Origin of the sequence: Bacillus sp. FCW2, from assembly GCF_021228595.1 — a bacterium.
GTDB lineage: Bacteria > Bacillota > Bacilli > Bacillales > Bacillaceae > Bacillus > Bacillus velezensis.
On sequence record NZ_CP089436.1, the window covers coordinates 2,207,408 to 2,222,490 of the forward strand.

The following is a 15,083-nucleotide window of genomic DNA, read 5'->3' on the forward strand; positions in this document are numbered from 1 at the left end:
TCAGTATGGGGCTAGAAGTCAAAGGGCTCACAAAAGTCTACGATAAGTTTGTTGCGGTAAATAATATTACTTTTGATGTTCCTAAAAATAGTATATATGGTTTTCTGGGCGCCAATGGTGCGGGAAAAACCACTAGTTTTAGAATGATTTTGGGTATCTTTAATAGAACATCAGGAGAAATATATTGGGATAATAAAGACATACAAAAAATAGATAATAAAAGGATAGGTTACTTACCTGAAGAAAGAGGTTTATACCCCAAAATTTCAGTAAAACAACAACTTTCTTTTTTTGGGAAATTAAGGGGGCTCTCATCAAAGCAGATAAAAACGGCAAGTGAAAGATGGCTTGAGGAATTCAAAGTTACTGATTTATTGAATAAAAAGGTTGGTCAGTTATCAAAAGGTAACCAACAAAAAATTCAATTCATATCTTCTGTAATGCACCAGCCAGAACTGCTTATTTTGGATGAACCCTTCTCCGGACTAGATCCTGTAAATGTTGAGCAATTAAAAAAAGCCGTTATCAATTTGCGTGATGAAGGTTCGACAATCATATTTAGTTCTCATCGTATGGAACATGTAGAAGAACTATGCGAGAATATAGCATTACTTAATAAAGGAAATATGATTATTCAAGGGAATTTAAGTTCTATAAAAAAAGCTCAGGGTGAACTCATATTACAAATACAGGCTGACTTCAAAATTGACGAAATTAAAGAATTACCTGAAGTAATAGATTATCAGAGAACTGCCGTTGAAAGTATTATAAGGGTGAAGGGCGAAAAAGAAGCAAACATTGTTCAACAATGGTTATTTAAAAGAGGCTATGTGCGAAAATTTCTCATTAAAGAGCCTTCATTAAATGATATCTTCGTAAAAAAGGTAGGTCTTACTTATGAATAATTTTCGGGTGATTTTATGGGATACTTATCTGCAAAAAATAAAGACAAAATCTTTTCTTATCATGATGTTATTAATAATCTTAGCCGGAGGCTTGGCTGCTAATTATAATAAGCTGCAAAGGTTTTTCGAGGGAGCAGATGAAGGTAAAATAGCTATTATAATAAACAGTGATAATGGGAAAGATCAGAATTATGAGGAGTTCATCAAAATCAGTGAAAAATTGGGTTACAAAACTGTTTTCGAAAAAATATCCAGTTTAAAAAAAGGGAAATTGAAAGTTGAAAATAACGAATTCACTGGAGTTCTTGTTCTGTCGAGCGAAAAAGATCTACAGCTAACGGGCTCGATTTATGAGAAGGAACATATTAATAAAGCAACTTTAAACCAGCTAAATGAAACCCTAGCTACATACAATATGCAAAAAAAAGCACAAAATTTGAAGCTTAATGCAAGTGATATTCAGTATATCTCTCAAAACCACATTGTTCAAGAGAAGTTAATTAATGAAGACGCAGAAGAAAAAGATAACTCCTTATTTCTAATTTATGTTGTTTACGGATTAGTATTTCTTTTGTATGGTTCAGTGATGATTTTCTCAAATATGATCGCACAGGATATTGCATCTGAAAAATCTTCTCGGGTAATGGAAATTATCATGTCATCTACAAAGCCTATTTTCCATATGTACGGAAAGATTACAGGGATCGGTCTTGTGGGAATTACTCAGATAGTTACCTTTTTATTAACTGTAGAAGTTTTTTCTTTGATTAATAAAGAGAATTTTCTTCAATCCTTTATTGATAGTGGCATAGATATAAAGCTATTGACTTTCGCCATAGTTAGTTTCCTAGTTGGCTATTTAATTTACTCACTTATCGCAGCTGTAGTAGGTTCTATAGTCTCTACAATTCAGGAAGTACAACAGTTATACCTCCCCATTATGCTTTTACTTTTTTTCAGCTTTTTTATAAGTATTTATGTCACCTTATCAGATCAGGTAGCGAATTGGATAAAAGTGATTTCATTTGTTCCGTTTTTCTCTCCGGTTATAATGTTTGCAAGATATGGAGTAGGGGCGGCTAACATATCAGACATTTTAATTTCTCTTTTTATAAATATAATTTTTATAATCCTTCTTTCTTTTATTTGCGCAAAGCTTTATCGTGGTGCGGTTTTTGTTTATGAAAGTGGAAAATTAACGAAGTTATTAAAGCGTAGTTTGGAACTCTCAAAAAGTGAGAGTAAATAAAGGATGAAATAAGGAACATCGGTACTGAAAGATTTATAATGGTGTACAGTGAAGACAGCACATACTAAAAACCGAGTATGTGCTGTTATTTATTTTAAAGGGACTTATCTGCTTGAATCTGTAAGGATTGTTTCGGCTGTTTCTTTCTCAAAAAACGAATGAGATAGCACAGGATCATACAAGGAATTCCGCAGAAGAGGGCGATTCTTTGATTGGGATCAAATGCAAGGCCTACGCATGAAGCGAAACATAAGATCACAGCGGCGATCGGAACGAGAGGGTATAACGGTGTGCGGAAGGTCAGATCCGAGACGCGTCCGCCGTTTTTCACATAATGTTTTCGAAATAACAGCTGAGACAGGGCGATGCTCATCCATACCACGACGCCGGCAAATCCGGCTATTGCCACAAGCACCACGTAGACCGTGCCCGGGGCGGCGATGCTTGAGATCAAGGATATGCAGGAAACGGCCATGCTGGCGAGCAGGGCATTCAGCGGAATGCCTTTCGGCGTGACTTTTTTGAACCGGGCGCTGATCATGTTTTCATTCGCAAGAGACCACAGCATCCGGGTGGAAGCATACAGTCCGGAGTTGGCGACCGAAAGCAAAGCCGTTAGAATCACGAAGTTCATGATATCTGCGGCGTATGGGATACCGATTTGGGAAAAGACCGCGACAAACGGACTTTCAATCACACCGGCTTCCCTCCAGGAGATCAGTCCGGACAGCACAAAAATGGCGCCGATAAAAAAGATGACCGTTCTCCAGGCGACATTTCGGATCGAACGCGGAATATCTTTTGCCGGATTGGCGGTTTCACCCGCGGTAATTCCGATCAGCTCCGTCCCTGAAAAGGCGAAACTTACGGAAATCATTGCGATGAAAACCGCAAGAAAGCCGTTCGGAAACAGCCCGCCGTGTGAGGTGAAATTCGACAGCATCGGAGCTTCACCCGAACCGTGCAATGAAATCAAACCGAACATCGCGGCGCCGCCTAAGATGATAAATAAAAGGATGGTAACGATTTTGACGCTGGAAAACCAAAACTCCGTTTCTGCAAACAATTTAACGGAGAATGCATTGGCGGCAAAAAGGAGAGCCGCGAAAATCGCGCTCCACATCCAGACGCTGCTGTGGGGAAACCAGCGCTGCATGAGGATACCGGAAGCTGTAAACTCCGATCCCACCGTCACCACCCAATTCACCCAATACATGATACCGACCATAAAACCCGTGGACGGCCCGATAAACGTTGTCGCATACGTTTGAAATGAACCGGTCACAGGCATGGCTACTGACAATTCTCCGAGACACTGCATGACAAGATACATCATCAAGCCGCCGATTAAGTAGGCGGCGATCGTCCCGCCCGGCCCGGCCTGGCTCAATGTATACCCTGTGCTCAAAAACAGCCCCGTGCCGATGACCCCTCCCAATGAAATCATAAATAAGTGCCTGCTTTTCATCGTGCGCTTTAGTTGATTGCCGCCTTGATCAACATCCATCGTGATCTCCCCCTTTTTGCGTGGCGTGAGAATCTTCCGGCAGCCGAGAGCACGCGTGCCGGATTTGACTTTAACGTGACAATTTAAATCCCTTTAATGCATGTAAAATGACATGTGCGGCTGCCCGGCTTGTCATATCGCGAAAATCAAGTGTCGGATCAACCTCAACGATCTCAATACCCGAGATGTCAGCCTCTTGGGCTAAAAACCTGACCGCCTGAAGCAGTTCTTCGGTATACAGACCTCCGGGGCCGATCGCAGGACAGCCGGGCGCATGAGCTTGATCCAGCACATCCATATCAACCGAAATAAAAATGGCGTCGGCTCTTTTTTGAACGGCCGGCAAGACCTCTTGTATCGTTCGGAGGAGCCCTTTCTCCCGGATCATCTCCATTGTATGCACGTCTGCCTGCCGCTCTTTTACATATTGTTCATATGCCAAGCTGTTGCTGAACTCCCTGATTCCAAGCTGAATCAGGTTTTGTCCGCTTATGATATTTTCATCTAACAGACGGCGGAATGGCGTGCCGTTTGTCGGCCCTCCGTCTTCTGTGTTGCGGACGTCGTGGTGGGCGTCGAATTGAAAGACGGCCGTTGTTCCTTTCGTTTCCGCAATGGCTTTAATGGTGGAATAACTGATGGAGTTGTCGCCGCCGAGAATGACGGGCACCCAGTCAGGCTGGTCCGTCAGAATATCATAAATGGTCCGATAAATGTGTTCATGAGATTTGACGACATCCGTGACGTGAATCTGAATATCGCCGATATCGTACAGATGGTCAATGACATGCTCCCGCAGCTCCGCGGAATATGCGGAAATGCCGCCGAGCGCCCGGCGGATCGCACCGGGGGCAAAGCAGGCGCCGGAATGGCTGATTGACGACTTAGAAAGCGGAACGCCGATCAAAGCCGGCCCTTTGATCGTTTGTCCCGCCCATGCTTCCGTCACATCGCCGATCCTTGTCACATGGCGGTCGTTGAAGAGGGAGCCGGCTTTTTGCAGAAACGGATACTTATCCAAGAGCGGCTCCCTCCCTTGAAACGACCGTCTTTCCGTTCTTGATGACACGGCGGACATGATTGACGCCGTAATGATACGGGATATACATGTAATTCGGCGCTTCCCAAATGACAATGTCAGCCGCCCGTCCGGCTTTAATTTGTCCGGCCTCTTCGCCTTTTCCGATCGCATACGCAGCGTTAACGGTGACAGCGTGCCAGATTTCTTCTGCGGTCATTTTTAAATGAAGCGCGGCAATCGACATAATGAGCTGGAGATTTTCCGTCGGTGAGCTGCCCGGGTTGAAGTCAGTCGCCAAACTGACCCGTACGCCCGCATCAATCATCTCCCGGGCTCTCGCATAAGTGTGTTTTCCGAGATAGAAAGTCGTGCCCGGCAGCAGGACGGCGATCGTTCCGGACTCCGCCAGCTTTTCGATGCCTGCATCAGATGCCCCCACCAAATGATCGGCAGAAACAGCATGCAGTTCTGCCGCCAATTCCGCGCCGCCGAGCGGGTCAATCTCATCAGCATGGATTTTCAGGCCGAAACCAGCTTCAGACGCCTTTTTCAGGTAGTCCCTCGACTGGCTGACGGTAAAGACGCCTGTTTCTGTGAAAATATCGGCAAATTGCGCGAGGCCTTTTTCTTTTATTTCAGGCAAAAGCTGCAGCATGCGATTCAGAAATTCGTCAGGGCTGTTCCGGTACTCAGGCGGAATGGCGTGTGCCCCCATAAAGGTCGTGACAAGGTCGACCGGCTGGCGCCCGCCCAGTTTTTTCGCTGCGGTCAGCTGTTTCAGCTCCGTGTCTTTGTCGAGTCCGTACCCGCTTTTTACTTCCGCGGTCGTGATGCCGTATGACAGCATGCGTCCGAGGTGAAAAAGCCCTTTTTCAATCAGTTCTTCTTCGGAGGCGGCTTTCGTGTCTTTGACCGTTGACAAAATACCGCCGCCTTGCGCCAGAATATCCAAATAGGACATGCCCTGAATTTTTAAATTCAGTTCTTTTTCCCGGGACCCTCCGAATACAAGATGGGTATGGGGATCGACGAGGCCGGGGGTGACGAGCCGTCCCCCGCAGTCGATGATGTCTCGTGCCTCGTATCCTTCCTCCGCTCCTTGATGTCCGGCAAAAACAATGCGCCCGTCGTGAATGCCGATGACGGCATCTTCCGTGACATGAAGATCCTGCATGCTTCCGCCTGATCGGGGGCCGCCGGATTCCATCGTCAGCAGCTGGCCGATGTTGGTGAGTATGGTATCTATTTGTTTCGGCATGTTACCGCTCCTTTTTCATCGGTATCATAATGTCTTGTTCCTCGGCGACTTGAGCCGCTTTTTCATAACCTGCGTCCGCATGGCGGATGATGCCCATTCCCGGATCGCTTGTCAGAACGCGGGAAAGCCGTTGTTCCGCAAGGATGCTGCCGTCAGCGACCGCGACCATTCCCGCGTGAAGGGAATACCCCATGCCGACGCCCCCGCCGTGGTGAAAAGAAACCCAGCTTGCGCCTGAGGCCGTGTTGATCAGCGCGTTCAGCACCGCCCAATCGCCGACCGCATCGCTTCCGTCTTTCATCGCTTCTGTTTCCCGATTCGGAGAGGCGACAGATCCGCAGTCTAAATGGTCTCTTCCGATGACGATCGGGGCTTTCAGCTCGCCGTTTCTGACCAATTCATTGATGGCGAGCCCCATCTTTTCCCGTTCACCGTAGCCGAGCCAGCAAATACGGGACGGCAGGCCTTGGAATGTGACTTTTTTCTGTGCCATGTCAATCCAGCGGTGAAGGGCTTGATTTTCTGGAAACAGCTCTTTTAATAAAGCGTCCGTGCGGTATATATCTTCAGGGTCTCCCGACAGCGCAGCCCAGCGGAACGGCCCTTTTCCTTCACAAAATAACGGCCGGATGTAGGCGGGAACGAATCCCGGAAAATCAAAAGCATCGGCGAGACCCTCATCTTTGGCAACTTGACGGATATTGTTGCCGTAATCGAAGACGATAGCCCCTTTTTTCTTGAAGGCAAGCATGGCTTCCACGTGCTTTTTCATACTTTGCTTGGATAGCCTTACGTATAAATCGGGCTGATCCCGGCGCAGACGCCCGGCCTCTTCAAGTGAGTATCCTGCCGGAATATAGCCGATCAGCGGGTCGTGAGCGGAAGTCTGATCGGTCACGATGTCAATATGGACGCCGCGGTTCAAAAGCTCATGATGCACCTCAGCCGCATTGCCGAGAAGGCCGATCGATAAAGGTTCTCCGGCTTGTCTGGCTGCTTCGGCCCAGCGCAGCGCTTCGTCAATTGATGCGGTTTTACGGTCGCAATAGTTTGTTTCCATCCGTTTATCAATCCGTGTTTCATCCGCTTCAACGGCGATGACCACGCCATCATTCATCGTGACGGACAGCGGTTGGGCGCCTCCCATTCCGCCAAGACCGGCCGTCAGCGTAAGGGTTCCTTTCAGACTGCCGCCGAAATGCTGTCTCGCAAGCTCCGCAAAGGTTTCATAGGTGCCTTGCAAAATACCTTGTGAGCCGATATAAATCCAGCTGCCGGCCGTCATCTGCCCGTACATCATCAGCCCTTTTTTCTCAAGGTCATGGAAATGCCCCCAATCCGCCCATTTCGGCACGAGAACCGAATTAGCCAGCAGGACGCGGGGCGCGCGGCTGTGCGTGCGGAACAGTCCGACCGGTTTTCCGGATTGGATCAGCAGTGTTTCATCATCTTTTAACGTTTTGAGGGAGCGCTCAATCGCGTGAAAAGCATCCCAGTTTCGCGCGGCCTTGCCTATGCCGCCGTATACGATCAAATCCTCCGGCTTTTCGGCAACCTCCGGGTCAAGGTTGTTTCGGAGCATGCGGAGCACGGCTTCCTGCTCCCATCCTAAGCATTCAAGTTCGGTGCCGCGGCCGGCGCGGATTGATTTCTTTACATCAGTCATCTTGTCAGTCCCCCTTCATTGGTCATCAGTTTTTGGTGATGCTCATTCGGCAGAAAAGACTCCTTCTTCAGCCAGTCACTCAGATGCTCGATGTCATAAGAAAACACGCGGTCTTCTTGTATGGACGGCACGATGTTTCTCATTTCAAGATAGAGCTGTTTTGTGTACGAAGCGCAATGTTCCGCACCCCGGTATTCCACGGCCTGCAGCGCGCAAATGGCTTCAACGGCAAGCACCCGCCTCGTATTCGCAATGATCTGGTAGGCGTGCCTTGAGGCGATGGTTCCCATGCTGACGTGATCCTCCTGGTTTGCCGATGAAGGAATGGAATCGACACTGGCGGGATGGGCCAGGGTTTTATTTTCTGACACGAGGGAGGCCGCCGCATATTGCATGATCATCGCTCCGGATTGTAAGCCGGGCTGAGGGCTCAGAAAGGGCGGCAGGTCATTCAGCTGCGGATTCACAAGCCGTTCGATACGGCGTTCAGAAATATTCGCAAGTTCGGCCGCCGCTACTTTGAGAAAATCCATGGCAAAGGCGATCGGCTGTCCGTGAAAGTTTCCGCCTGAGATGATTTTGGCGCCGTCTTCGAAAATGAGCGGGTTATCTGTCGCGGCATTCATCTCAATTTCTAATTTTTCTTTTACATACGCTAATGTCTGCCATGACGCGCCGTGGACTTGAGGAATACAGCGGATCGAATAGGCGTCCTGGACACGCAGCTCCCCTTGGACGGTCGTCAGCTTGCTGTCTGACAAGTAATAGCGGATTCGCTCTGCGACATCCATCTGTTCCTGATAACCGCGGGCGGCATGAATGTCCTCGTCGAACGCATCGATAATGCCCTGAAGGCCTTCGATCGTTAAGCTCGCGATCCGTTCCGATTGATAGGCCAGTTTTTCGGCTTCGAGGTAAGCGATCAGCCCCATCGCGGTCATGGCCTGCGTTCCGTTGATCAGCGCGAGCCCTTCCTTAGAGGTCAGGACGGCCGGCTGAAGGTTTGTCTTTTCTAAAGCATGAGCTGTCGGCATCCGGGCCCCTTCGTAAAAGACTTCGCCTTGCCCGATAAGCGCCAGTGCGAGATGAGAAAGCGGCGCCAAATCTCCGCTCGCCCCCAGTGACCCTTGCTGCGGGATGACCGGGTGAATGCGATGATTGAGATACGCGAGCAGTTGATCAATCAGCTCAGTCCGCACGCCGGAAAAGCCTTTCAGCAAGGCATTGGCTCGCAAAAGCAGCATGGCCCGCGATACAGATTCCGGAAACGGATCACCGACGCCGCACGCGTGAGAAAGAATCAGATTAAGCTGCAGATCCGCGGCGTCTTCTTTTTGAATCAGCACATCGCTGAACTTGCCGAACCCCGTTGTAATCCCGTAAATGGTCTTCTCTTCCTGAACGATCCGTTCAACCGCCGCTCTGCTTTTTTTCACACGTTCCATGCTTTCGGCAGATGCTTGAACCTTCTCAAAATCAAACAGCACACGCTGGGCATCTGCGGTTGTCAGTGAGGAACCGTCTAACGTCACCATCATTTCAACCCCTTTTCCTTTACTTTGGTAAAGCGCCCATACAAAAAGGAGCTATGCCATGAAAATGATGTTTCACGCATAGCCCCCTATCATCTGAATCTATGGGCTGATTCATATGTGATTAATTCCGACTCCGAATGTTTCGTGCTCTAGCCCCTTAATCGGAGCTCCGATCGTGCCGTAAAGTGAAACGGCGATCCAATCGCCTTCCGCCTCGCTTTCATACGGATTTCCCCGCAAGACGGCAAACTTCAGGCCCACAGTACGAAGCAGCGAGCCAAGCAGCATTTCGCCCCGCGTCACTCCGTGCAAAGCTTCCATTGTGGCATGATACAGCGCATGTGATTCGCGATAACCCTCAGATTGAATGACGCCGCTCTTTTTGGAAGCGGTTTCAATTGCAGCTACCACCTTATGCGCATCCATTGAACCCACCCTGCCGAGACAGACTTTCCAGCCGTCCCGTTCCAGCCGGCTGATCTGCTGGTTTTCTTCAGTCTCATGAAGCAGAAGAAGGACGGACAGTCGCCCGATGCGGCGGTCTTTGTGTAAGGTCATATATGCTTCACTCAATTCTTAAATATTCTGATAACTAGTAACTGTTTTTTATATTAAGTGTTTGCGAATCAGAAGTCAAAACTTTTTTTCCAGTCTTTCACAAATCAGATTGCTATCGAAGTAAAGCGGTACATCGTGAAGCCGGCGCTGTTGATCACATATTTCCGCCATCCGCGTCATAAAATGGAGCGTTGTCTTGAAAGCGTTTTAAGAAAAGAAGAGAGCGAGGAGATTTCAGAAAATGAAAACCAGTTTCTTTCGTGTGTGCCTGGTCTCGGCAGCGGTCATCGGGTTCACTCTGCCGCAGGCAAAAGCCCAGCATCCGGTTTTTTCAGAGGTCAGCGTGCATGATCCGTCCGTCATCAAAACAGGCGATACATATTATGTATTCGGCTCGCATTTGGCTTCCGCCAAGTCGAAAAACCTGATGCAGTGGCAGCAGATATCTTCAAGCGTCAATCCCAATAATCCCCTGATCCCGAACGTCTACACCGAATTAAAAGAGACATTCGACTGGGCCCAGTCTGATACGCTGTGGGCGCCGGACGTCGCCCAGCTGTCTGACGGGAAATATTACATGTACTATAACGCCTGTAAAGGAGACTCGCCGCGATCCGCTCTCGGTGTCGCGGTGAGTGACAAAATCGAAGGACCCTACAAAAACAAAGGCATCTTTTTGAAATCGGGCATGGAAGGAAAAAGCGAAGACGGCACGACGTATCATGCAAACGTTCACCCGAACGTCGTAGATCCGCAAACGTTTTTTGACCATAAAGGCAAGCTCTGGATGGTGTACGGCTCTTACTCCGGCGGAATTTTCATACTGGAAATGAATCCGAAAACCGGTTTCCCGCTCCCGAACCAAGGATACGGAAAAAAACTGCTCGGCGGAAATCACAGCAGAATCGAAGGCCCGTACATCAGCTACAATCCGGAAACGAAATATTACTATCTGTATCTGTCATTCGGCGGACTTGACACAGCCGGCGGTTACAATATGCGTGTGGCGCGCTCTAAAAACCCGGACGGTCCGTACTATGACGCCGCAGGTCATAACATGCTTGATGCTAAAGGAAAAGACGGCAGTTTCTTCGACGACAAAGCAATTGAACCGTACGGGGTCAAACTCATGGGCGGCTACAGCTTCGCCTTCCAATCTGAAAAAGGCACGGGCTACGTATCGCCGGGACACAACTCCGTGTTTTACGACGGGAAAACGAAACGATCATACCTCATTTTCCACACCCGTTTCCCGAACAGAGGAGAAGAGCATGAAGTCAGAGTGCATCGGCTGTACATGAACAAAGACGGATGGCCCGTTGCAGCGCCATACCGCTATGCGGGAGAACCGGATTCACACATATCGGCGGCCGCTGCATCCGGAACCTACAAACTCATCCAGCACGGAAAAGACATCACAGCTACGATCAAAACACCAAAAAACATCCGGCTTAACAACGACGGCACCATTTCCGGGGAAATGACCGGAACCTGGACAATAACGGACAGCAGCAAAGCCCGAATCAACCTGAACGGCACAAATTATGACGGCGTCTTCCTGAAAGAATGGGACTCAGCGAGAGAGAAAGAAGTTGTGACGTTTAGTGTGCTGAGCGGTGATGGGGAGGCTGTTTGGGGAGTGAAGTGAAAAAGCACCTACTCCAGTTTGGAGGGTGCTTTTTTCTTGCTAATTAGGAGAATGACCTTCTATTGCTTTTAATAAACTAATTGAATTATGATGGACTCAACCTCTATCATTTGTAGTGAATAGTATAAAATTGAAAACAAAAATTTGAATACATACCTACGAAAAAACGAAAGGAAGTTTAATTTTGAAAAAAACAATAAAAGTAGCCGCCGCAGTCATACAAAATGTAAACAATGAAATTCTATGTGCTCTACGTTCACCAACAATGTCTCTTCCTAATCTGTGGGAGTTTCCTGGTGGAAAGCTTGAAGAAGGAGAGAATGCTCGGGAAGCACTTGTAAGAGAAATTGAAGAGGAACTTGATTGTAAAATTGTTGCGGACGATGTGATAGCCGATATTCATCATGAATATGAGAAGGTCATCGTCAATTTAATTTCAATAAAAGCGAAGATTGTATCAGGAGAGCCGGTAGCGAAAGAGCATGCGGAATTCAGATGGGTGCCTATTCGTGAGCTAGAATCACTAGAGTGGGCACCCGCTGATCTTCCGACCGTATCTGCTTTAATTCGTTAAATCCACATACAAGTTTTCTGGGACAGGCTGGTGGAGCTTCCATTTGACATTCATTGGCTTGTCTCCGTGGCTTGACACATAGTCTACCTCTCCTAAATAAGTAAATGGCAAGGTGATTTTATGCATTTTCTTGCATTTCCTTACAAACAAATGATAACAATAATCTTTTTGTTTATGATGAGTTATACTTTGACCACCCTTAGTTTCATGAGAGGTATGGTTAGGACTTTGCCAATGAAAGTGACTAGGATCAATAAAATAATCCTTGTAAAGTAGATGGTCTTCAACATCCTCTGATTTATTAAGAGTGACAAAAATTAAATACTGATTTTTGACTCTTTTTAAGCCCTCTCGCCAAGTCCCTTCCTGGTCAGTTGACTGAAAAAGATAAATGAGCTCATTTCTTGTGTAGGTTTGATACATTGTAAGCTTAATCTCTCTTGAAGCAAGGGCTTCTATATTGTTCATACGTCTAAATTCAATCAGTCCATAGTGGACGCGCTCCTTAATATACGGTCCGAATAATGGATCGTTTAATATGTCGCTCACTTCTGTATCTAAATTGAATGTATCACCTTGTAATGTACCAAAGCGCCAATTCTGTTTTTGATCTGATTTCGTTAAACGCTCCATTGCTCGCTGAATGAGGTCATCATGTGTATCTGTTGTGATTTGAATATGAAACTGTTTTTCTAACGATTCTTTTACATCTTCTATTGTGATGATATTTTTGTGAAAACCGCTCTGTAAAATTAACCATTCATAAGGCCATTTAATAGGTAATTGCTGTTCTAATTTTGCTACTATCCCTACAACCAAGGGGTTATTGAGAATCCCTTCATCTGTAACATTCAAATCGTCCATTTTCTTTTTGGTCTGTACCCACGATTTGTATTTCTTTATAAAAAAGGTAAGCCCAGGTGCCTGTTCAGAGTATAGAAAATCAATTAATTCTGGAGAGCGTCCTAGCTCTTGTTTAAATTGCTTGTATAACGTTTTCAGCATGGCATCTGAATTTAGTTTAATATGATCGATCTTATTTAAAATTTCTTTCTTCGTTACGGCGGAAAGGTCAACATAGGATCCTCCAGGTAAATCTGAAAACTCATGCGTCACAGCCACTCGGAGGGAATCTTTATCAAACGATTTTTGACTTGTTTGTCCAGATAGTGCGAGTGGAATAACAAATGACTTTTGATAGTTTCCGATAAAATCCAGTATCGTTACAAACTCTTTGTCGTCAGTTTTTCTAAGTCCCCGTCCTAATTGCTGAATGAAAATCGTTGGCGATTCTGTTGGTCTAAGGAACAATAGTAGATTGAGCTTTGGAATATCTATTCCTTCGTTGAAAATATCTACTGTAAATATAAGTTCTAAACTGTGGTGCGGATCCTCCAATTGACGAATGACCTCTTGTCTTTTTGCAGGAGAATCATTTCCTGTTAAGTAGGTTGTATAAAATCCCAATTTGTTAAATTCATCACTCATGTATATTGCGTGTTCGACGTTTGTACAGAAACCTAAGCCAACCATTTTCTCGCCGTGGAATCCATACATGTTGATCATTTTGATGATGTATTCTACTCGTTTATGAGTTTTTAAATGATCTACTAGCGATTTCTCTTCGTACAGCCCATTTTTCACTTTTACTTTTTCGTAATCTACAGTATGATCTGAAATTCCAAAATAGTGAAATGGCGCAAGTAGCTCTGCCTTTAGTGCATCGCGGAGTCTGATTTCATAAACAACATTATGATCACAAATCTGAAGGACGTCTTTACCGTCAAGGCGCTCTGGTGTTGCAGTTAACCCTAATAAAAACTTTGGTGTAAAGTAGTTTAATATAGCTTGATAAGTAGATGCTTCTGCATGATGGAATTCATCAATCACAATGTAGTCAAATTCATCTGTTGAAAAGGATTCCAATGTTTCTTTTTTATGTAACGTTTGTACTGTGCTAAATAGAAAACGTTTATCTCTTTCTTTTTTGGTTCCAGTCAATAAACCAAAATCTTCATGATTATTGGTGACTTTCTGGAATGTTTCGATTGCTTTTGTAAGTAACTCTTCCCGGTGGGCAAGAAAAAGATATTTATTTGGTTTAAATTGTTCAAAATCAAATGCTGCTAAAAATGTTTTTCCGGTTCCAGTGGCGGCGATGATGACTGCTTTTGTCTCCCCTTCGTTTCTTGTTTTTTTAAGGTTTCGTAACGCTTCCTTTTGCATGGCATTCGGGGACATTTTCGTTTTGTAAAGAGAGTTTTGAGCGGCAAAGGAAGCACTTACCTTTTGGCTTCCTGCTTGGAATTCCTCATAGGCTTGTAAAAATTGTTCGTCAACAGGCTGTGTCTTTTCATTCCAAACAGTGTCAAACAAATCTTTTGTTTGTTGATAAACGGGGAGATATCTGGTTTCGGGTAGTCTAACATTTAACTCATACCCGGTCGTAAGTGCAGCTTGTGATAGATTTGAAGATCCTACAATGACACTATGCTGTCCAGAACAGCGTTCAAATAAGTATGCTTTCGTATGGAAAGATTTTTTATATTCATTTACAATTCTCAACTCAACATTTTCAAATTGAAGAAGATGTCTTAACGCCTTCGGTTCTGTAATACCCATATAAGTAGATGTAATGATGCGTACAGGGACATGTCTTTTCGCAAGCTCCTGAAGCGGAGGGATCAAAAGTTGAACACCAGACCACCTTGTAAAACTAACCATAAAGTCTACCCGATCCGCCGTTAACATCTCGTGTTTTAATGCTTTGAAAAAGTTATCATGAGTTTGATGATTTCCTAGCAGTTTCAGACGATGTAGAGAAAATTCCTCTGAAATAGGAAGTTCCATTTCGTTTAAACTATAAAGCACTGTGGAAAGTGGTAATGAAAAATTCGTATGTTGTCCAAGCTGAGAGGCAACCTTCTCGCTCAGCTGAATCGCTTGTTCATATTGATCTTGATCCACAAGTGTTTGAAATGTCTCGCTCAGTTGTTTTGCCGTATGTAAAGTCAAAACCTCTGCATATTCTTTTGGGCTGACCGGTTGAATGCGATGTGATGTTGGATAAAGTTTTTGTTGTTGCTGAATTTCCTCATGGAAGCCTCTATGATTTCTCATCATAATCTCCTTTTTTATATCAATAATTCCATTTTATCACTA

The 15,083-nt window shown here is 45.7% G+C and carries 11 protein-coding genes; 4 read left to right on the plus strand and 7 right to left on the minus strand.

Annotated elements, in window-relative coordinates:
- Window positions 1-5 precede the first annotated feature (5 nt).
- Together K3G25_RS11215 and K3G25_RS11220 are read left to right on the plus strand one after the other, a co-directional pair.
- Window positions 6-905 (plus strand): ABC transporter ATP-binding protein, encoded by a 900-nt coding sequence (locus tag K3G25_RS11215; protein WP_099721990.1) that lies wholly within the window; start codon window positions 6-8, stop codon window positions 903-905.
- Window positions 898-2,154 carry an ABC transporter permease gene (locus K3G25_RS11220; protein ID WP_099721989.1) on the plus strand — a complete coding sequence of 419 codons (1,257 nt, stop codon included), beginning with the start codon at window positions 898-900 and terminating at the stop codon, window positions 2,152-2,154. Before K3G25_RS11215 ends, K3G25_RS11220 begins: the two co-directional genes overlap by 8 nt.
- A 94-nt stretch (window positions 2,155-2,248) precedes the next feature.
- Here K3G25_RS11220 and K3G25_RS11225 read toward each other — a convergent pair whose 3' ends face one another.
- The 6 genes from K3G25_RS11225 to hutP form a co-directional block, all read right to left on the minus strand.
- Window positions 2,249-3,661 carry an amino acid permease gene (locus K3G25_RS11225; RefSeq protein ID WP_099721988.1) on the minus strand — a complete coding sequence of 471 codons (1,413 nt, stop codon included), beginning with the start codon at window positions 3,659-3,661 and terminating at the stop codon, window positions 2,249-2,251.
- Between the two features lie 70 nt (window positions 3,662-3,731).
- Window positions 3,732-4,682: a formimidoylglutamase gene (gene hutG, locus K3G25_RS11230; RefSeq protein WP_029972975.1), complete on the minus strand. Its 951-nt coding sequence runs from the start codon at window positions 4,680-4,682 to the stop codon at window positions 3,732-3,734.
- Complete coding sequence (hutI, locus tag K3G25_RS11235) at window positions 4,675-5,940, minus strand: imidazolonepropionase (RefSeq protein ID WP_029972974.1); 1,266 nt, start codon at window positions 5,938-5,940, stop codon at window positions 4,675-4,677. The genes hutG and hutI overlap by 8 nt, the downstream gene beginning before the upstream one ends.
- Before the next feature lies 1 nt (window position 5,941).
- Complete coding sequence (gene hutU, locus K3G25_RS11240) at window positions 5,942-7,606, minus strand: urocanate hydratase (RefSeq protein WP_100262102.1); 1,665 nt, start codon at window positions 7,604-7,606, stop codon at window positions 5,942-5,944.
- Entirely contained in the window at window positions 7,603-9,141 is a 1,539-nt protein-coding gene (gene hutH / locus K3G25_RS11245) for a histidine ammonia-lyase (RefSeq protein WP_072176814.1), read from the minus strand. Before hutH ends, hutU begins: the two co-directional genes overlap by 4 nt.
- A 111-nt stretch (window positions 9,142-9,252) precedes the next feature.
- Entirely contained in the window at window positions 9,253-9,699 is a 447-nt protein-coding gene (gene hutP / locus K3G25_RS11250; protein WP_004393292.1) for a histidine utilization transcription antiterminator HutP, read from the minus strand.
- Between the two features lie 241 nt (window positions 9,700-9,940).
- Here hutP and K3G25_RS11255 point away from each other — a divergent pair, with 241 nt between their 5' ends.
- Both K3G25_RS11255 and K3G25_RS11260 read left to right on the plus strand, forming a co-directional pair.
- A complete protein-coding gene (locus K3G25_RS11255; protein ID WP_072176815.1) occupies window positions 9,941-11,347 on the plus strand; it encodes an arabinan endo-1,5-alpha-L-arabinosidase AbnB in 1,407 nt (468 codons plus the stop codon).
- 184 nt (window positions 11,348-11,531) lie between these two features.
- Window positions 11,532-11,921 (plus strand): (deoxy)nucleoside triphosphate pyrophosphohydrolase, encoded by a 390-nt coding sequence (locus K3G25_RS11260; RefSeq protein ID WP_173613525.1) that lies wholly within the window; start codon window positions 11,532-11,534, stop codon window positions 11,919-11,921.
- On the opposite strand, the gene K3G25_RS11265 is transcribed toward K3G25_RS11260, so the two are convergent.
- The gene (locus tag K3G25_RS11265) at window positions 11,910-15,041 is read right to left on the minus strand and encodes a DUF3427 domain-containing protein (RefSeq protein ID WP_173613544.1); all 3,132 of its coding nucleotides are present in this window, start codon (window positions 15,039-15,041) and stop codon (window positions 11,910-11,912) included. The two genes, K3G25_RS11260 and K3G25_RS11265, sit on opposite strands and share 12 nt — an antisense overlap.
- Window positions 15,042-15,083: the final 42 nt, after the last annotated feature.